The organism is Bacillus sp. J14TS2 (genome assembly GCF_018333015.1).
Lineage (GTDB): Bacteria > Bacillota > Bacilli > Bacillales > Bacillaceae_C > Lederbergia.
On record NZ_BORE01000019.1, the window covers coordinates 40,322 to 58,647 of the forward strand.

An 18,326-nucleotide genomic window follows, 5' to 3' on the forward strand; every position below is an offset into this window, starting at 1 on the left:
GTGAAGAAGATATATCAAGTTGAGCTTGCTTGATTTAACCTGGAAGCATTATCAAAAATATTTATTAGAAAGTAGGGACTAGATATTATGGAAAATCGTACGGAAAGAAAAGTGTTAAAAACTCAAGTTCTTGTTCTCGGTGGTGGATCAGGAGGATTAGGAGCTGCACTTGCTGCTGCTCGTGAAGGGGCAGAAACGATTATAGTAGATCGCCAAGGTTTTTTAGGTGGCAATATGACAATAGGTCTGCCGCTATTAGGATTTTTAGATGCTCAAAAACGTGTCTCCACTAAAGGATTAGCTCAAGAAATTGTCGATCGCTTAATTGAGCTAGGAGGCTCATTCGGCCATAGGGAATGCCCATTACACAATTCAACAACTGTCATTGATCCAAATTTAATGAGGATTGTTATTTTTGAAAAGGTAAAGCAATATGGTGTTCATCCATTACTGCATTGCGAAGTGATTGACACCAATGTAGAAAATGGGGAATTGAAGTCTGTGATTGTAAAGGGAAAAGGGGACGAAATAGAGATAGTTGCCGATGTATTTATTGATGCTACAGGTGATGGAGATGTTGCTTATTTGTCAGGTGCAGAGTATGAAAAGGGGCAATATTCAAAAGGAGAAATAAAGCAAGAGATCCAACCAGGGACCTTAATGTTTACTATTGGTGGTTTTAAACTAGAGAAGTTTATGGATTATTTGGAAGACCATCCTGAAGAACTAAAACACGGTGAATCAATGAAAATACGTCCTGGATACACAGCCGATTTTCTACGTGCCAGCAACAACCATGTTTTTGTTGGTTTAAGAAATACAATTTCTAAACTGAGGGAAGAAGGAAAATGCCCGATTGATCGTGATACCATCATTTATATTAATTTGCCGAAAGAAGGATACATCGCTATTAATAGTCTGCGTATTCTGAATTTCGATGGTTCAAAGGTGGAGGATTTAAGTAAAGGTGAAATAGATGCTCATTTAAATATTCTTCCTTTAATTGAAATGTTACAGGAAAATGTCCCAGGTTTTGAAGATATTTATTTATCTTCGATCGCTCCATTTATGGGTGTTCGTGAGTCACGTAGAATTATTGGGAAACAAATGATTAAAGAAGATGCTGCGTTAAAAGGAGAAATACCTGAAGATACAATCGCTCTGGGATCATATATTATCGATATTCATAGTGGGGCAGGCGATTCAACGATTATTAAATCGCTGAAAGACCCTTATGGAATCACATATGGAGCAACGATTTCAAGAGATGTCAAACGCCTTATGCTCAGTGGACGCTGTATTAGCGTCGACCCGGTTGTATTTGGCTCATCTCGTGTTATGGCAACATGTATGGCTGTTGGGGAAGGTACCGGAATCGGGGCAGCATTAGCAGCACAGCAAAATATTTTACCAGAAGAAGTGGATGTTCAGATCATTAGGAAAAAGTTGCGTGAAAATGGGGCAATCCTCTCATTAGAGGAAAGTGTGACGCTCTCTTAAGAATAGGTTTATGCGCGAAAGGATGTTTCTGTTGCGATCAGGAACATCCTTTTCTAAAAGATGGGAAAGCATAAAATTGGGCTAGTCTAACGTTAGAACCAGTGCCGCGATTCTAGTGGTGTCCCACAGGATGCGGCATCATTTTTCGATGTTCCACTAAATAGTTTAAGCCAATAAAGGTTTAAAGCGAATTTTTATTGTTTTAAATAAGTAGTTGACAATAAAATGGGATGGCGTTATAATTACTTTGAATTCGAGATAATCGAAGTAGAGATATTGACGATAACGTAGTCAATAGATGAATTTAAGCTTCTTTTACTTTGAATTTAGAAAGCAAAAACAGTAAGAGTCCAAGAGGGATGTTCATCCTTTAAAAGCAATGGTTTTATTTTTTGGTTTTAAACTTACTAAAAGTAACTTGCTACTGAAGAGGAAGCATGATTTTGGTCCTTACAAAAAACAAATTAAAGGAGAAATGAATAATGTCTAACGTTAAATTAGCAGTTATCTATTATAGTTCAACAGGAACAAATTATGAATTAGCAAAATGGGCTGAAGAAGGTGCGAAGGAAGTTGGAGCAGAGGTACGCGTTGTGAGAGTACCAGAATTAGCACCGGCAGCAGCGATTGAATCTAATCCAGCTTGGAAAGCACATGTGGAAGCAACGAAGGATGTTCCTGAAGCGACATCTGAAGTTATTGAATGGGCAGATGCAATTATCTTTAGTGTTCCTACACGTTTCGGAAATGTTGCAGCTCAAGTAAAACAATTTATTGATATGCAAGGTGGATTATGGGGATCTGGCAAAACAGTTAATAAGGTTGTCAGCGCAATGTCTTCAGCTCAAAATCCACATGGTGGACAAGAAGCAACAATTCTATCACTTTATACATCTATGATGCATTGGGGAGCAATCATCGTACCTCCAGGTTACTCTGACCCAGTTTTATTTGCAGCTGGAGGAAATCCATATGGAACAAGTGTTACACAAGGTCAAGATGGAAAAATGATTGAAGATGTAGAGGCAGCTGTTAAACATCAAGCAAAACGTACTGTTGATATTGCAAGTCGTGTAATTGCAGGAAAATAACAATTTGGAGTCGATCATCCCTTGATCGGCTCTTTTGCTTTAAAAGGCTTAAAAAGTGATAAGAAAACTCTGTCGTAATATGTATGAATATGTTTCACGAAAAGTAATCTTATTCATTGACACTGATGAAATCTACATGTCATAATAAAATAAAATCTTAATTGTTTAGTGGAGAAAAGTAATTGTTCAAACTACCCTAAATGAGATGATTTTGGTAAATTACAAGGTTTATAAATTATTTAAAAATATATTGTGGAGGTTTCGCATTATGACGACAAGCGCAGATCCTGGGAAATATACAGTAAACTCAACTATTTCGTTGAAAGGGATTGTCAAAGCTATTTTCAAAGATACTGTTCATGTCCAAATAGGCGGGAAGATTGTGACGCTCCCTCTTTCCAAAATAAATAAAGAACTCAATTAAAATGTTTATTTTGCTATTAGAACAGATAAAAGATGGTTAAGAGCCCGACACGCCGGGTTCTTTTTTTTACTTAACATGATTGTGAACAAATTATTATAGATGGGAAGTGGGTTGTGCTTGGATATTTATATCATTACAGGTGCCTCAAAAGGAATTGGTTTCGCTTTAAGTAAGCAATTACTCCAAAAGGATCATCTGCTTTTTTGTATTTCCCGAACAAAGAATATAGAATTAGAAGAGTTGGCGCGTAAAGAAAATTGTCCCTTACATTACATAGAACAAGATGTAGCGCAGACAGATGAGATTCCTGCCCTAATGGAGCAAATCTTCCAAGCGATACCTGAGGAATGTAAGTCTATTACATTAATTAATAATGCTGGAGTGATTGAACCGATTGGCAAAGTGGAAAGTCATTCACCTGAAGCAATTGCTACTAGCATTTCGGTTAATTTAACAGCGCCTATGATTCTCACGTCGATGTTTATTAAAAGAGTAGAAAATCGATCGGTGATCAAACGAATTATCAATATTTCATCTGGGGCTGGCCGTCAGCCATATAATGGGTGGAGTTGTTATTGTGCTGGTAAAGCGGGATTAGATCATTTTACTAGGGTTGTATCAGAGGAACAAGCAAAGAAAGAAAATGGAGTAAAGATCATTTCGATCGCCCCAGGGATCATTGATACAGGTATGCAGGAGAAAATACGCTCTGTTAAGGCAGAGGACTTTGAACTAGTGGATAAATTTAAGGGATATAAAGAAAATAATCTACTGCAAACAGCTGATCAAACAGCTATGTCCTTGATCAGATTAATCCAAAGTCCAATGTTTTTGCAAATGGACCCAATAGCTGATATCCGCAACCTAGAGTTGGAAACAGAATAGCATCCTATTATTTTCAAATTTAGCAGGAAATTTTAGATTTTTGTCGAAATTTATTTTTATACAATGTAAAATGGAGGAAAGGTTATTTGTTATCCAATCTATCGACTATTTTCACAGAAATTATTTTGCCTGTTTTTATCTTAATTATGATAGGGATTATTCTTCAGAGGAAATTTAAGTTGGATTTGTATACGCTTGCGAAAATCAACATTTATTATTTGAGTCCAGCACTTATCTTTATAAAGCTTTATGAAAGTGTGTTTTCTCCCGCTATATTCTTTGGTGTGATCTTTTTTTGTTTGGTCTTTGTCTCGCTGTTGTATATTTTAGGTTCGTTAGTGGCCAAATTATCGAAGATGGAAAAACCAAAGAAATTAACTTTTACGAATAGTATAGTTTTCTATAATTCGGCAAATTATGGTATCCCTGTGAATGATTTAGTTTTTAAGCATGATCCTTTTGCGATGTCGATTCAAGTGATTGTTGTTGCTTTTCAAAACACTTTTCTATTTTCATATGGAGTCGTCTCATTGAAATCGATGTCGATGGGGAAATGGAGAGCCATTTTAGATTATTTTAAAATGCCCTTGTTTTATGCTATGTCTTTAGGGATATTACTGAATATCTTTCATATTTCGCTGCCCGAGTTTTTATTGACACCTATTTCTTACATATCGAATGCGTTAATCGCGATTGCGTTATTGACTTTAGGAGCACAAATTGCCCATATCCGTGTTTCATTTGCATACTTACCTTTGTATGTAAGTATGTTCTTCAGATTGCTGATCGGACCGGCGATTGCACTAGTCGGATTATGGTTGGTAGGGATTGATGGAGTGGTTGCACAAGCACTCTTGATCTCAACGGCTATGCCAACATCGGTTAATAGCTCCATCATCGCACAAGAATATAATACTGAACCGGAGTTTGCTGCCCAAACCGTCATAGGTTCAACATTGTTAAGTTCGTTTACTCTTACGGTGGTTATTTATATTGCACTAAGTATTTTTTGAACATAGAGAGAGAAGGGATCTAGATGAAAAGACCTTTAAAAGAAATCTTGTCGGAAATGTCAACCAATGAAAAAATAAAATATATATGGGAGTATTATAAATTTTACATTATAGGATTCATTGTATTAATCATCCTAATTACTTATACCGTCTATAGTATTGCAAATAAAAAAGAAGATATTTTGAATTTCGTAGTAATGACCGATTATGCAGATCCCGAACAAGTGCAACAGGTAAAGGATGAAATTCAACAGGATCTTCTGACAAAGGAAGAACAGGAGTCTTCTAATATCATTATCCAAACACTGAGAATAAAAAGCGAAGATATGCAAGCGGGAATGGAAATGCAAAAATTAGCCGCACAGCTGTCTGCTGGGGATATAGACTTTTTTCTTGCGGATCAAGATTATTTTGATCAGATGAATCAGAGTGGCCAATTATTATCATTGGATGAGGTATCTGAGCTCACTCTTCCAGAAGAGCAATTGTTAGCTGGAGATGATAATAGCATAACTGGAATAAAAATCGGGTCAGAATCTATCTTCCAGGACCTTATCCAGAATGATGAAGAGGAGAAAATTTTGTTTACCCCTGTGAATGCTCAAAATAAGGAAATGATTGCTCGGTTTATCGAATATTTTCTCGACGACGAAAAATAAATATGTTAGAAGATAGAGAAAGGCTACTTTTTATAAATAATTATAGAGAGTAGCTTTTTTTGAATATCAGTGTAATTTTTATAGAAGAATGAAAAAGATGTGCTATTATTTATGACAGTGAAATTTTTAATACGAAAGGAATTATGGATATGAATTTTCAACCAAATAGTAAAGAAACATGTCTGCTTATTAAAGAGCTTGTCTCTATCCCAAGTCCGTCTGGGAACACAAAACAAGTGATTGATTTCTGTGAACAATATTTACAAGGACTTCAGCTTGAAATGAAGCGCAATCGCAAGGGGGGCTTATTGGTTACTCTTTCTGGACGGGAGACTAATCAACATCGCATGTTGACCGCACATGTTGATACTCTGGGTGCAATGGTTAAGGAGATTAAGCCAAATGGAAGATTAAAATTAGCGATGATCGGTGGTTTTCGTTGGAATTCAGTAGAGGGCGAATACTGTAATATTGAGACAGAAACGGGGAAATCCTATTCTGGTACGATTCTAATGAAGCAAACTTCTGTTCATGTCTATAAGGATGCTGGAGAGGCGAAAAGGAACGAGGATAATATTGAAGTTCGCATTGATGAGAGAACTGAATCTGCGGAAGAAACAAGGGAGCTTGGGATTCAAGTGGGAGACTTTGTTTCCTTTGAACCACGAGTACAAGTAACAGATAGTGGATATATTAAATCGCGTCATTTGGATGATAAAGCCAGCACAGCGATATTATTACGATTGATTCGATTCCTTCAAGAGAATAAAATCGAACTTCCTTATACAACTCATTTTTTAATTTCCAATAATGAGGAAATTGGTTATGGTGGTAATGCAAGTATTTCTCCGGAGACAGTTGAATATCTAGCGGTCGATATGGGTGCATTGGGTGAAGGGCAGGCATCAGATGAATACACGGTCTCGATCTGTGCAAAAGATTCAAGTGGGCCTTATCATTACGGATTAAGAAAACATCTTATTCAGCTAGCTCGTGATCATAAGATTGATTACAAAGTAGATATTTATCCTTATTATGGATCAGATGCTTCGGCGGCAATTAACTCAGGCCATGATATTGTCCATGGTTTAGTTGGCCCTGGTATCGAAGCTTCGCACGCATTTGAACGTACTCATGAAACTTCTCTGATTAATACGGAAAAACTGCTATATGCTTATGTTTTGTCCTCGATGACAACCATTTAAAGAATACAAACGCAACAAAGGATTCTATTTAGAACAAGGAAGATAGTTTCCATGAACTCAAGGATATTGGAGTGGCAGACGACTCCTGTAGGATTAGCGTAACAGATGCAATCCCACAGGAGCGTTTTATAGATCAAAGGCTAAATCGCGCCGTCCTGGCGGGAGACTCAAAGCGCAATGTCCTGTTGCTTTGCCTGCACTAATACATCCTTGTACGTCGCCGCCTTTGTGATCTACATCCTATAGGACTGAGGAAGTTCACTATATGCCTCTGGGAAAGAGTTCGGATTAACGGAAATCAACGCTGGCTAGCCGTTCATCCTTTAAACTGGCGATTTGCGCATTTCTTCTTGAAATTCTTCACTTGAGGGAATATGATAATACAAGACTGAATTTTGGAAGGAAAATCATAATGAATAAACATTCTTTGAAGGACGAAATAGAATCAAGAAGAACCTTTGCTATTATTTCTCACCCGGATGCTGGGAAAACGACGATGACCGAGAAACTTTTATATTTTGGTGGCGCCATCCGTGATGCTGGAACTGTAAAGGGAAAGAAAACAGGAAAATACGCGACATCAGATTGGATGGCGATTGAGAAACAGCGGGGGATTTCTGTTACCTCTTCCGTCATGCAATTTGACTATGACAATGTACGGATTAATATTCTTGATACACCTGGACACCAAGATTTTAGTGAAGATACGTATCGTACATTAATGGCTGTGGACAGTGCTGTTATGATTATTGATTCCGCGAAAGGGATTGAGGAACAAACCTTAAAGCTATTTAAAGTTTGTAGAATGCGTGGAATCCCTATTTTCACTTTTATAAATAAGCTTGATCGGCAAGGACGGACACCCTTAGAATTATTGGCTGAACTAGAAGAGGTATTAGGAATTGAATCTTATCCTATGAATTGGCCAATCGGGATGGGGAAAGAATTTTACGGAATTTACGACCGTTACCATAAACGAGTTGAACAATTTCGTGTTGAAGATCAAGACCGATTTTTGTCGTTAGATGAAACGGGTGATATTAATGGTGATCATCCGATTAAAGAGACTTCTTTATACCAGCAAGTTTTAGAAGAAGTCCTTCTTTTAGACGAAGCAGGGAATGAATTTTCAAATGAAAAAATTCAATCAGGGAAGTTAACCCCTGTATTTTTCGGGAGTGCCTTAACGAATTTTGGTGTTCAAACTTTCCTTGAAAGCTATCTAGATTTCGCACCTGCTCCTCAACCGCGTCAGAGTATAGAGGGACCTGTTGACCCGGCTGCAGAACAATTTTCTGGATTTATTTTCAAAATCCAAGCCAATATGAACCCTGCCCATCGAGACAGAATTGCTTTTTTGAGAATTTGTTCAGGGGCGTTTGAACGAGGAATGAATGTATCCTTGGCGAGGACTGAAAAACCACTTAAGTTATCGCAGTCAACGCAATTTTTAGCAGATGATCGTAGTACAGTGAATACGGCTGTAAGTGGAGATATTATTGGGTTATATGATACAGGTAATTATCAAATTGGTGATACTTTATTTGCAGGAAAGCAAAAGATCCAATATGAGAAATTACCCCAATTTACACCGGAGCTTTTTGTACGTGTGACACCAAAAAATGTCATGAAACAAAAGAGTTACCATAAAGGCATTCAGCAACTGGTGCAAGAGGGAGCTATCCAATTATATCGAACATATCGGAGTGAGGATTATATACTTGGAGCAGTCGGACAATTACAGTTCGAAGTATTTGAACATCGTATGAAGAATGAATATAATTCAGATGTTATTATGGAATCGATGGGATCGAAAATTGCTAGATGGATTGAAAACGATAAAATTGATGAATCCTTATCAAGCAGTAGGAGTATGTTAGTGAAAGATCGTTCTGACAATCCACTATTCCTGTTTGAAAATGAATTTGCACTTCGGTGGTTCCAAGATAAAAATCCGGATATAACATTAAGTAATCCGATGGACGACCATGAATAAACAGTAAGGAAGCCCCCCTGTTCGTAGCCTTGTAAGCTGTGAATAGGGGGTTTTTCGGAAAGATAATCGATAACGAATAAGCAGCACACTTATGTCCCTTTCTTGGAAAAAACAAGGTTGGAGGGAAGCTATTATTATTTATGAAAGAGAATCTTGCTATAATGTAAGCATCGATAAAGAATGGAAGGGGTTTCGTAGTGAATCTAAGTCAATTTTCAATCAGAAGGCCCGTTTTTACCATTGTCACCATGCTGCTTGTTATCATCCTTGGAATTGTTTCTCTATTGAAAATTCCATTAACACTCATACCTGATATTAATCCTCCAGTTGCGGTGGTCGTAACCTCTTATCAAGGCGCAAGTCCAGATGAAGTGGTCGAAAAGGTAACAAAACCCCTTGAAGCGAATTTATCAACCTTACCTGGGATTAAAAATGTCAGATCGGTTTCAGAAGAAGGATCAAGTCTAGTTTTACTTGAATTTTCTTGGTCAACTTCTATTGATGCTATCCAAAATGATGTGCTGCAAAGGATTGATATGACTCCAGTTCCGACGGATGCAGATAGACCAAAATTCATGAAATTTGACCCAGCGCAATTTCCTGTTATCCAATTATCATTACAAACTAATGAAAATGAAAATACAGAAGAATTAACCAATGATTTAGTTCAGGAGCTAAAGAAGGTTGAAGGTGTCGCAAATGTTAATCTATCTGGAACAATGGTGGATGAAATTCGAGTCATATTGGATCAGGATAAACTAAAAAAATATCGATTAGCTCAATCTGACATTGTCCAAGCTATCCAAGCAAACCAAATCTCGATGCCAGGTGATACAATACATACTGAAGAACAAGAATTATCTACTAGAGTTTTGAGTATGCTGCATTCGGAAGAAGATATTGCAGATATCTCCGTTACACAAGAGCCACGCACGGGGGAGAAGATTCTGATTAGAGATGTGGCTGAAGTAAAAAAGCAGCCAAAAAGATCCACAAGTATCACGAGAGCTAATCAACAATCATCTGTGCTATTAAGTGTGTTACAAGAAAGTGATGCGAATACAGCCAATGTATCGAAAGCATTTCTACAAGAATTAAACGAACAATTAAAGAGAGAACCATTTAAGCATGTCCAATCAGATGTATTATTTGATCAAGGTGATTATATCAAAATGGCGATTGGGAACATTGCTTCTTCTCTTATTATTGGCGGACTGTTGGCGATAGTCGTTTTATTCTTGTTTTTACGAAATATAAAAAGCCCCATTATTGTTGGGCTGGCCATTCCTTATTCTGTGATTGTCACCTTCGTATTAATGTATTTTGCTAATTTTGCCTTTAATATTATGACTTTGGGCGGGCTTGCTCTAGGCGTAGGAATGTTGGTAGATAATGCCATTGTGGTAATCGAAAATATTTATCGTCATTTATCAATGGGGAAAGATTCCAAACAAGCAGCACGCGATGGTGCAAAAGAAGTAGCTGGTGCGATAACGGCATCGACGTTAACCACTGTGGCAGTGTTTCTACCGGTTGTTTTTATAAGTGGAATTCTTGGGAATTTATTTAAAGAGTTTGCTTTTACAATCTCTTTCAGTTTATTTGCCTCTCTATTTGTTGCTTTAACTGTTATTCCAATGTTAGCAAGTAGGTGGCTTAAAACACCGAAAGGAGATTATGAAGCAAAAAGAAGACGCTCTAAATCATTGAATGTGTTAGATCGTTCAATACGTTGGACGTTAAGACATCGCTTTGTCGTATTACTGAGCGCTTTCCTGCTCTTCGTAGGCGGAATTGCCGGGATCAGTACTTTAGGTACGCAATTTTTACCTCCTACAGATGAAGGATTCTTCAGTATCAATATTGAACTGGAAAACGGTGCCGCTTTAAAGAAAACGGAAGAAATCGTGAGTAAAGTGGAGAATGAGTTGAAGAGCGAAGAAGATGTAGAAGTATATGTGAGCCTAATTGGTGCGACACAGGAATCATCTTTTCAAAGGGAGGGAAAAGCGAATACTGCAGAAATGTATGTAAAGCTAAAACCACTTGGAGAACGAGCGCAATCACTATTTGAATTTGTCGATCGTGTAAAACCAAAAATAGAAAAGGAAGTACAACAAATCAATTCTACTGTCACTCTTTCCTTTAATGTAGAAGCAGCTTCGGGGTTAGCACCGCAGACATTAACATTTAATGTCCATGATACAAACAAAGACAGGCTCGATCAAAACACCAAAAAAATTCATAAGGCATTGGAGAAATTAGACAATGTCAGAGAACTGGAGTTAAGTACAGCGGAGAGTATGGAAGAAGTCCAAATTCAGATCGATCCAGATAAAGCCTTCGAGCTCGGTCTCACTCCAGTTCAAATCGCAACGATCGTTCATGATATGACCAGAGGTGTTCAAGCAACACAAATGATTTCAGAGCATGATGATGTATATGAAGTGTTTGTATCTCTTGATGAAAGTGACAGCAAGGATTTTGACGAGTTGAAAAATCTACAAATTAGAAAGTCAGATGGCTCTTATGTAAAACTTGAAGACTTAGCAAAGATAGAAAAAGGCGAAGGTCCTGTTGAGATTCAAAGAATTAATCAACAGGATGCCGTGCAATTCACATTGAAATATGGTGCCAATACAGATTTGGGGACTGTGACAAAAGAAGTAAACAAGTCGATTTCAGCTTTAAACATCTCAGATGAAACGCAGATAAGTTACAGTGGAGAACAAGAGCTTTTGCAAGACTCGAAAGCAGATATGGTAATGGCCTTAATTTTAGCGATCATCTTAATTTATTTTGTGATGGCCGCCCAATTTGAATCATTTAAATATCCTTTTGTGATTATGTTTACTGTTCCACTAATGGTTATAGGAATTGCGATTTCTATGCTTGTAACTCGACTGCCTTTGAGTATACCAGCTTTTATCGGGATTATTATACTTGCTGGAATTGTTGTAAATAATGCGATCGTGCTTGTTGATTACATTAACCAAAAGAAAGAACAAGGGATGCCAAGCATAGAGGCACTTGTGGAATCTGTTAAGGACAGGGCAAGACCAATCTTCATGACGGCTTTGACAACAATTCTTGGACTTGTTCCTCTTGCGATCGGTATCGGTGAAGGAACAGAAATTAATCAGCCTATGGGAGTTACGGTAATTGGTGGTCTTTTAAGCAGTACGTTATTAACTTTATTTGTAATTCCTGTTGTCTATAGCTTATTTGATCCTGAAACAAGAAAGATGAATAAAAAAGCCGGGAGAAAGTAGCTATAACTTTTGTGGGAAAATAGAAAAAGGCTGGAACAAGAATATTTTCACCAAAGAAAAAACGAACTAGTGTATATACTCGCTCTGGAAATATACTTCGCTTTCTGCGGGCGAGTGGCAAGCCTTCTTAGGTTCGCCTTCCAGGGGCTTGCCGCGCAGGAGTCTACATATATTTCCTTCGCTAAGTAATATATTGTTCGTTTTGGAGCTTAACATTTTAGTTATGTCCAGCCTCTCTATTTTATCCTGTATCAACGGGCAATAAAACCCGATTGATACAACTACCAATCAATGGGGAAAACCTCCACTGATTGAAGTTTCACTTTATTTTTTGCCATTTAATTGTGCTTGAGCTTGTTTTACTAGGCGCTTGGTGACTTCTCCACCAACTGAGCCGTTTGCTCTTGAAACAGTATCTGAACCAAGGGATACACCGAATTCTTGAGCAATTTCGTATTTAATTTGATCCATGTATTGTTCAACCCCAGGAACTAATAATTTATTACTTTGGTTAGCCATTGTAACTCCTCCTTTGCGTTTATCTTTAGTATGGTTCGAAATATTTCAAAGGATTCATGGAAATTTGCAATAGAATTTGTTATATATGTATTATAAGGAAGATACTTGATAATCCATCTTTTCATGAATAAATTTTTGTTTTATGATAGAGAAATGCTTGGTCTGGAGGAACACACTGAATGAAACACTTGAAGAAAAATAAGATAACGAAAATTACGCCATTTCGCATGCTGGTTACCTATTATTTTATTACCGTAGCTTTATCTGCGATTGCATTAAGTTTGCCCTTTGCGCGGAAGCCTGGAGCGGATTGGTCGTTTATGGATGCTGTTTTTACAGCGGCAAGTGCAGTCAGTGTTACAGGTTTGACAACCGTTAGTATTGTCGATACGTTTACGACCCAAGGCATTTTTCTTCTAATGCTCGTTTTACAAATTGGTGGGATTGGCATTATGTCGATCAGTACCTTTTTTTGGTTATTCATTGGCAAGAAAGTTGGCTTAAAACAAAGAAAATTGATTAGAACAGACCAAAATCAATTAAACCTTTCTGGGCTAGTTGCTTTATTAAAACAAATAGTCTATATCATTTTAATTATTGAGTTGATTGGTGCGTTGATATTAGGGACATATTTTTTAAGAGAGTATTCTTCTTGGCAGGAAGCCTATTTACAAGGATTATTTGCTTCGATAAGTGCAACAACCAATGCTGGTTTTGATATAACAGGCAATTCTCTAGTTGCTTTCGCCGATGATTATTTTGTTCAGTTTGTGACGATGATTTTAATTGTATTAGGAGCTATTGGTTTTCCAGTATGGATTGAAGTGAAGAATTTCCTTACACATAAGGAAGAAAATATTCGTTTTCGTTTTACCTTATTCACTAAAATTACAACGACTACCTATTTCTTGTTATTAGGTGGAGGTACAATTATTATCTTGTTAATTGAGTTTAGTCATTTTTTTGTCGGGAAGTCTTGGCATGAGGCTCTTTTTTACTCTTTGTTCCAATCCACTTCGATGAGGAGTGCAGGACTGGTAACACTGGATATAAATCAACTAACCCCTTCAACAACCTTATTTATGTCAACGCTTATGTTTATTGGTGCTTCACCTAGCTCTGTTGGGGGAGGAATACGAACCACGACATTTGCATTAAATTTATTATTTTTGTTTCACTTTGCAAGGGGAAGATCAAATATAAAAGTCTTTAATCGAGAAATTCATCACGAAGATGTGATAAAATCTTTAGTTGTATTAATGCTAGCTGTTATTTTAGCAGGAGTCTCTATTTTTATTTTATCTCTGACAGAGGATGAAAGTTTAATTTCCATTATTTTTGAGGTGGCTTCCGCATTTGGTACCTGTGGAGCTTCTATGGGTATTACAGCAGATTTGTCCATTATAGGTAAATCATTATTGATCTTACTGATGTTTATCGGGAGGATTGGGATTCTGTCGTTTTTGCTAACAATGTCCAATAATGAAAAGGAGCCAGATTTTCATTATCCGAAAGAAAGAGTTATTATTGGCTAGTAGAAGATGTTCAAAAAGTCCGGTGAAAATGACACAGCTTTGAACACGCACTAGTAGCATTTTAATCACGGGAGGGAATTTTATGGATAACAAAATTAAAATTGGTATTGTCGGTTATGGTAATTTAGGAAGAGGTGTCGAAGCATCTATTCAAGTAAATGATGATTTAGAGCTTATTGCTGTCTTTTCGAGACGCGATCCCTCGAGTGTTAAGCCGCTTGGTACAAATGTAAAAGTCGAATCAATTACAAATGTAGAACAGTATCAAGATAAAATTGATGTCATGATTCTATGTGGTGGCTCTGCAACGGATTTACCAGAACAAGGTCCTGAGCTATCTACCTTATTTAATACAATTGACAGTTTTGATACACATGCGAAAATCCCTGAGTACTTTGCAAAGATGGACGAGGTAGCGAAAAAATCAGAAAAAGTGAGCATTATTTCCGTTGGTTGGGATCCTGGCATGTTCTCGATGAATAGATTGTTAGGAGAAGCCATTTTACCAGTTGGAGATACATATACATTCTGGGGAAAAGGATTAAGTCAGGGGCATTCTGATGCTGTTCGTCGTGTAGAAGGTGTGAAATTAGCGGTTCAATACACACTACCGATTGAGGAAGCGGTGAATCGTGTTCGAAATGGTGAACATCCAGATTTGGCAACGAATGAGAAACATTTACGCGAATGTTATGTAGTACCAAAAGCTGGTGCCAATACAGCGGAGATTGAGGAAGTCATTAAAACAATGCCTCATTATTTTGCCGATTATCATACAACGGTTCATTTTATTACTGAAGAAGAATTTCAGGCGAATCACACAAAGATGCCTCATGGTGGTTTCGTAATTAGAAGTGGAAATACTGGAGAAGATCATTCACAAATAATGGAATTCTCTTTGAAATTGGATAGTAACCCTGAATACACAGCCAGCGTGTTGGTCGCTTATGCACGTGCAGCTTATAAAATGCATCAAACGGGAGATAGCGGAGCTAAGACAGTATTTGATGTTCCAATCGGGCTTTTATCCCCAAAATCTCCAGCGGCTTTACGAAAAGAACTATTGTAATATAAAAACACAACAACTACTCAGTTGTTGTGTTTTTATATGCATCATTTTTGGGTTCCTTTAGATTTTTAAGAAATTGTGTCCATCTTGACCATTTTAATTCAATAAAAGGTTGGACAATCGTTGTTACTAATCTGCTTGAAAGGAGAAGGGTTACCCCAAAGGAAACAATTACTAAGATGAGCATGCTTTGCATGGGATCTAAATAATTTTCTACACTACTTCCTCTAAATGTGCGGATGATGAATCCGTGCAGCAAGTAAACATAGAGTGTATTGCGTCCCCATTTTGTAAAAAAGAGTCTTTTACGAGGTACGAATGCGAAAAAGCAACCTGCCATAATTAAATTTAAGGCATAGACTCCTGTTCTCGTAAAGATGCCGAGAATGGTTATGTTCTGTAGTTGACTATAAGGTTTGGAGCCAAGTAACCATGTTTCATTTAAATTAGGAAAGATGATCAGTAGAATAACATAAGCCAGAATCGGAATGGCAGCCCATAATTTTGCCTGAGAAGAAGCGATCTTTTGAAAATGTTCTTTCTTTAAATAAAAGCCGATAAGAAAGAAAGGAAAAAACACAAATGTTCTAGACAAGCTTAAATAATTTGAAACCCAATCAATATAGCCCACAGCCAAGCCAATAATAAGCGCACATGCTATTGCATATAGGGGTTTCCACTTATTGAATGCTAATAACATCAAATGCCAGAAGAACAAGCTTAGTAGGAACCATAGTGACCAATGAGGATTTAGTAAATCAAGCTCCAATGAGGATTTCCCTAATTGAAAATAATAAAAAATAGAGTAAATACCCTGGAAAATCAGATAAGGGATAATTAGTTTCTTTGTTATTTTCTTAATATAGCCTTTTTGATAAATTCCTTTTGCAAAATAACCTGAAATTAAGATAAAGGCTGGCATATGGAAGGCATAGATGAATTTATAAAGTGTCGCAACGAATGTATTCGCATCAACATAAGATTGAATCAAATGGCCAAATACCACTAAAAAAATCAAAATAAACCTTGCATTATCAAAATAAGAATCTCTATTTGCCATATCATTCACCGCTTTTTCTATTGTTATTACCATTGTACCCTTCATTTTATTAGAATAACATTACGGTTCAATAAATTTTAGATGACAGCTGTTAAAGAAAAGAAATTTTTGTAATGATGAGTGGAAAGGGATGCTATACATTCTATTAGAACAAATAAGGCGACAAAAATTGACTATTTTTTTATTTAACATAAAAAAATTGCGTAATTATGTTTATTTGACAGTGAAAACTAGGCGTTTTTATAGGAAAATGTGAACAATTGATGATAAAGGTTAAAAAAAATGTCTACTTTTGCGAATCTATTTACTTTTAATAATAATGTTGAGATAATGTCATAGTTGAGTTTTGAGGAAATTAATTGGAGGAGAACGGGGTATGTATTATAGCGCAAAAGATCAAAAAATGTTATTAGCGCAAATTCAAGAAAAGCGTAAAGAAATGTATTTATTTGGTGAGTTATATGGCTTGAACGCAGAAAAAACAATAATTTGCAGCCAAGAACTAGATTCAATGATGAATCAATACTATCAAGCGTACCAAGTGACAAGAAACTCCAATCAAAGTAGAATTCCAAGAAAAAGCGTAAATAATCAATTTGTTAAACAGCAAAAACTTCAAACAGCAAAATAGACAGTTCTTACATATAAGAGATTTGGAAGCGATCATAGAACGATCAATAGGATCGAAGATAAAATGGATCTGCATTTATCCCGCATTAACTGGCCGTAAGACCCCCACTGATTGAAGTTTCACTTTATTGAGGTTCTTGTCAGAAATGCGGGATAAAGGGTTGCTCCTCTTTAAAATAAAGATGTCTATACAAACAGCACATATACAATTGATTTAGGGGAATGTAAAACTCCGCGATCCATTTTGATGGATCGCGGAGTTTTACTATTAAGATTAAGAAGGAAAAATTTGGAGAAAGTGACGAAAATACAAAAAACGTAACAGTGCGAATCTTGATTGCTCAAGCCTCGGCCGACCCTTTTGTTGTTAAGGAAACTATAAAATTGTCGCTTATGGATAAGTAGCTTACCTTGCAGTTGTTGTCCAGCTCCAGGCGCCATCGGCTCGAGGTCAAATAACCCTGAACCTATAAAGGGAAAATGCACCCTTTCTAGGTTCAGGAACATTTGCTTGTCGCCGATAGGCGGGCGCCTTGCGCTTTTCTTGTGTATGCGAATGGAGTAAAATTTTGAAGTCTGGGTAAACTTACCGCAGAGGAGGGATTTTACATGGAGAGTAAAAAAATGTCCTTAACCGGTAAAGTTGCGATTGTAACTGGAGCATCTTCAGGAATTGGGGCTGCCAGTGCTATACAATTAGCGAAAGCAGGAGCATCTGTTGCATTATTCGACCTAAAAGAAGAAAAAGCAGAGAAAATAAAGCAAGAGATTGAGAATATAGGGACCAAAGCTATGATTGTCGATGTTGATTTATCAGATCCTACAAGAGTAGAAGCTGGAATGAAACAAGTGATGGCGGAATTTGCTAGACTTGATATTGTTTTTGCAAATGCAGGAATCAATGGTGTTGTGACCCCAATTGAAGATTTCGAGCCAGAAGAATGGGATCATACGTTGACAACCAACTTAAAAAGTACTTTCTTAACTGTCAAATATTCTATTCCTCACTTAAAAGAAGAGGGAGGAAGTATCATTATTACAAGCTCAATCAATGGCAATCGGAAGTTTTCTGGAACAGGGATGTCTGCATACAGTAGCTCAAAAGCTGGACAAATGGCTTTCGGGAAAATGGCTGCTTTGGAATTGGCCTCTTACAAGATTCGTGTGAATATTATTTGTCCAGGCGCTATTGAAACGAATATTGGCGAAAATACTCATCCTGAGCAAGATAAATTGCAAAAGGTTAAAATCCCTGTTCAATATCCGGAAGGAAGTCATCCACTTGAAGATGCACCTGGACAACCTGAACAGGTGGCTGACCTTATCCACTTTTTAGCATCAGATGCTTCAAGCCATATTACAGGATCAGAAATTTATATCGACGGAGCTGAAACCTTACTATAATCTCCGTTATCTAGCATTTTAAAAAGAGATTGCCGCTTTTTGGAAGAAAGCGGCAATCTCTTTT

At 37.1% G+C, this 18,326-nt stretch carries 15 protein-coding genes; 13 read left to right on the plus strand and 2 right to left on the minus strand.

The features are described 5' to 3' along the window. Positions 1-87 precede the first annotated feature (87 nt). The 9 genes from KI375_RS22895 to KI375_RS22935 all read left to right on the plus strand — a co-directional run bounded on the left by KI375_RS22895 (position 88) and on the right by KI375_RS22935 (position 12,045). Positions 88-1,500, plus strand: coding sequence for an FAD-dependent oxidoreductase (locus tag KI375_RS22895; protein WP_212975715.1), 1,413 nt, complete (start codon positions 88-90; stop codon positions 1,498-1,500). A 482-nt stretch (positions 1,501-1,982) separates the two neighbouring features. Next, positions 1,983-2,591, plus strand: coding sequence for an NAD(P)H:quinone oxidoreductase (wrbA, locus tag KI375_RS22900; RefSeq protein WP_212975716.1), 609 nt, complete (start codon positions 1,983-1,985; stop codon positions 2,589-2,591). A 268-nt stretch (positions 2,592-2,859) separates the two neighbouring features. Continuing rightward, positions 2,860-3,015: a hypothetical protein gene (locus tag KI375_RS22905; protein WP_212975717.1), complete on the plus strand. Its 156-nt coding sequence runs from the start codon at positions 2,860-2,862 to the stop codon at positions 3,013-3,015. 117 nt (positions 3,016-3,132) lie between these two features. After that, positions 3,133-3,900, plus strand: coding sequence for a (S)-benzoin forming benzil reductase (locus tag KI375_RS22910; protein ID WP_212975718.1), 768 nt, complete (start codon positions 3,133-3,135; stop codon positions 3,898-3,900). Between the two features lie 86 nt (positions 3,901-3,986). Further along, positions 3,987-4,913 (plus strand): AEC family transporter, encoded by a 927-nt coding sequence (locus KI375_RS22915; RefSeq protein ID WP_244852984.1) that lies wholly within the window; start codon positions 3,987-3,989, stop codon positions 4,911-4,913. A 23-nt stretch (positions 4,914-4,936) separates the two neighbouring features. Next, complete coding sequence (locus KI375_RS22920; protein ID WP_212975719.1) at positions 4,937-5,572, plus strand: hypothetical protein; 636 nt, start codon at positions 4,937-4,939, stop codon at positions 5,570-5,572. Between the two features lie 149 nt (positions 5,573-5,721). Further along, positions 5,722-6,777 carry a M42 family metallopeptidase gene (locus tag KI375_RS22925; RefSeq protein WP_212975720.1) on the plus strand — a complete coding sequence of 352 codons (1,056 nt, stop codon included), beginning with the start codon at positions 5,722-5,724 and terminating at the stop codon, positions 6,775-6,777. A gap of 412 nt (positions 6,778-7,189) precedes the next feature. Beyond that, complete coding sequence (locus KI375_RS22930) at positions 7,190-8,773, plus strand: peptide chain release factor 3 (protein ID WP_212975721.1); 1,584 nt, start codon at positions 7,190-7,192, stop codon at positions 8,771-8,773. Positions 8,774-8,970: 197 nt separating this feature from the next. Further along, entirely contained in the window at positions 8,971-12,045 is a 3,075-nt protein-coding gene (locus KI375_RS22935) for an efflux RND transporter permease subunit (RefSeq protein WP_212975722.1), read from the plus strand. 324 nt (positions 12,046-12,369) lie between these two features. Here the strand turns inward: KI375_RS22935 and KI375_RS22940 are convergent, their stop codons facing one another. Continuing rightward, positions 12,370-12,564, minus strand: a complete 195-nt coding sequence (locus KI375_RS22940) for an alpha/beta-type small acid-soluble spore protein (RefSeq protein WP_207452033.1) — start codon at positions 12,562-12,564, stop codon at positions 12,370-12,372. A gap of 179 nt (positions 12,565-12,743) precedes the next feature. Here KI375_RS22940 and KI375_RS22945 point away from each other — a divergent pair, with 179 nt between their 5' ends. Both KI375_RS22945 and KI375_RS22950 read left to right on the plus strand, forming a co-directional pair. After that, on the plus strand, positions 12,744-14,099 hold the full coding sequence (locus KI375_RS22945; RefSeq protein WP_212975723.1) for a TrkH family potassium uptake protein: 1,356 nt from the start codon (positions 12,744-12,746) through the stop codon (positions 14,097-14,099). 82 nt (positions 14,100-14,181) lie between these two features. Next, the gene (locus KI375_RS22950) at positions 14,182-15,168 is read left to right on the plus strand and encodes a diaminopimelate dehydrogenase (protein WP_212975724.1); all 987 of its coding nucleotides are present in this window, start codon (positions 14,182-14,184) and stop codon (positions 15,166-15,168) included. 16 nt (positions 15,169-15,184) lie between these two features. On the opposite strand, the gene KI375_RS22955 is transcribed toward KI375_RS22950, so the two are convergent. After that, a complete protein-coding gene (locus KI375_RS22955) occupies positions 15,185-16,261 on the minus strand; it encodes an acyltransferase family protein (protein WP_244852986.1) in 1,077 nt (358 codons plus the stop codon). Positions 16,262-16,604: 343 nt separating this feature from the next. Between KI375_RS22955 and KI375_RS22960 the strand changes: the two genes are divergently transcribed. Continuing rightward, positions 16,605-16,859 (plus strand): aspartyl-phosphate phosphatase Spo0E family protein, encoded by a 255-nt coding sequence (locus tag KI375_RS22960; protein WP_212975725.1) that lies wholly within the window; start codon positions 16,605-16,607, stop codon positions 16,857-16,859. Between the two features lie 623 nt (positions 16,860-17,482). After that, a complete protein-coding gene (locus tag KI375_RS22965; protein ID WP_212975754.1) occupies positions 17,483-18,262 on the plus strand; it encodes an SDR family oxidoreductase in 780 nt (259 codons plus the stop codon). Positions 18,263-18,326: the final 64 nt, after the last annotated feature.

Bases quoted from the DNA above. Each gene is read 5' to 3' on its own strand.
- KI375_RS22895 (WP_212975715.1), top strand. From the start codon at position 88: ATGGAAAATCGTACGGAAAGAAAAGTGTTAAAAACTCAAGTTCTTGTT.
- wrbA (WP_212975716.1), top strand. From the start codon at position 1,983: ATGTCTAACGTTAAATTAGCAGTTATCTATTATAGTTCAACAGGAACA.
- KI375_RS22905 (WP_212975717.1), top strand. From the start codon at position 2,860: ATGACGACAAGCGCAGATCCTGGGAAATATACAGTAAACTCAACTATT.
- KI375_RS22920 (WP_212975719.1), top strand. From the start codon at position 4,937: ATGAAAAGACCTTTAAAAGAAATCTTGTCGGAAATGTCAACCAATGAA.
- KI375_RS22925 (WP_212975720.1), top strand. From the start codon at position 5,722: ATGAATTTTCAACCAAATAGTAAAGAAACATGTCTGCTTATTAAAGAG.
- KI375_RS22930 (WP_212975721.1), top strand. From the start codon at position 7,190: ATGAATAAACATTCTTTGAAGGACGAAATAGAATCAAGAAGAACCTTT.
- KI375_RS22940 (WP_207452033.1), bottom strand. From the start codon at position 12,564: ATGGCTAACCAAAGTAATAAATTATTAGTTCCTGGGGTTGAACAATAC.
- KI375_RS22945 (WP_212975723.1), top strand. From the start codon at position 12,744: ATGAAACACTTGAAGAAAAATAAGATAACGAAAATTACGCCATTTCGC.
- KI375_RS22950 (WP_212975724.1), top strand. From the start codon at position 14,182: ATGGATAACAAAATTAAAATTGGTATTGTCGGTTATGGTAATTTAGGA.
- KI375_RS22955 (WP_244852986.1), bottom strand. From the start codon at position 16,261: ATGGTAATAACAATAGAAAAAGCGGTGAATGATATGGCAAATAGAGAT.
- KI375_RS22960 (WP_212975725.1), top strand. From the start codon at position 16,605: ATGTATTATAGCGCAAAAGATCAAAAAATGTTATTAGCGCAAATTCAA.
- KI375_RS22965 (WP_212975754.1), top strand. From the start codon at position 17,483: ATGTCCTTAACCGGTAAAGTTGCGATTGTAACTGGAGCATCTTCAGGA.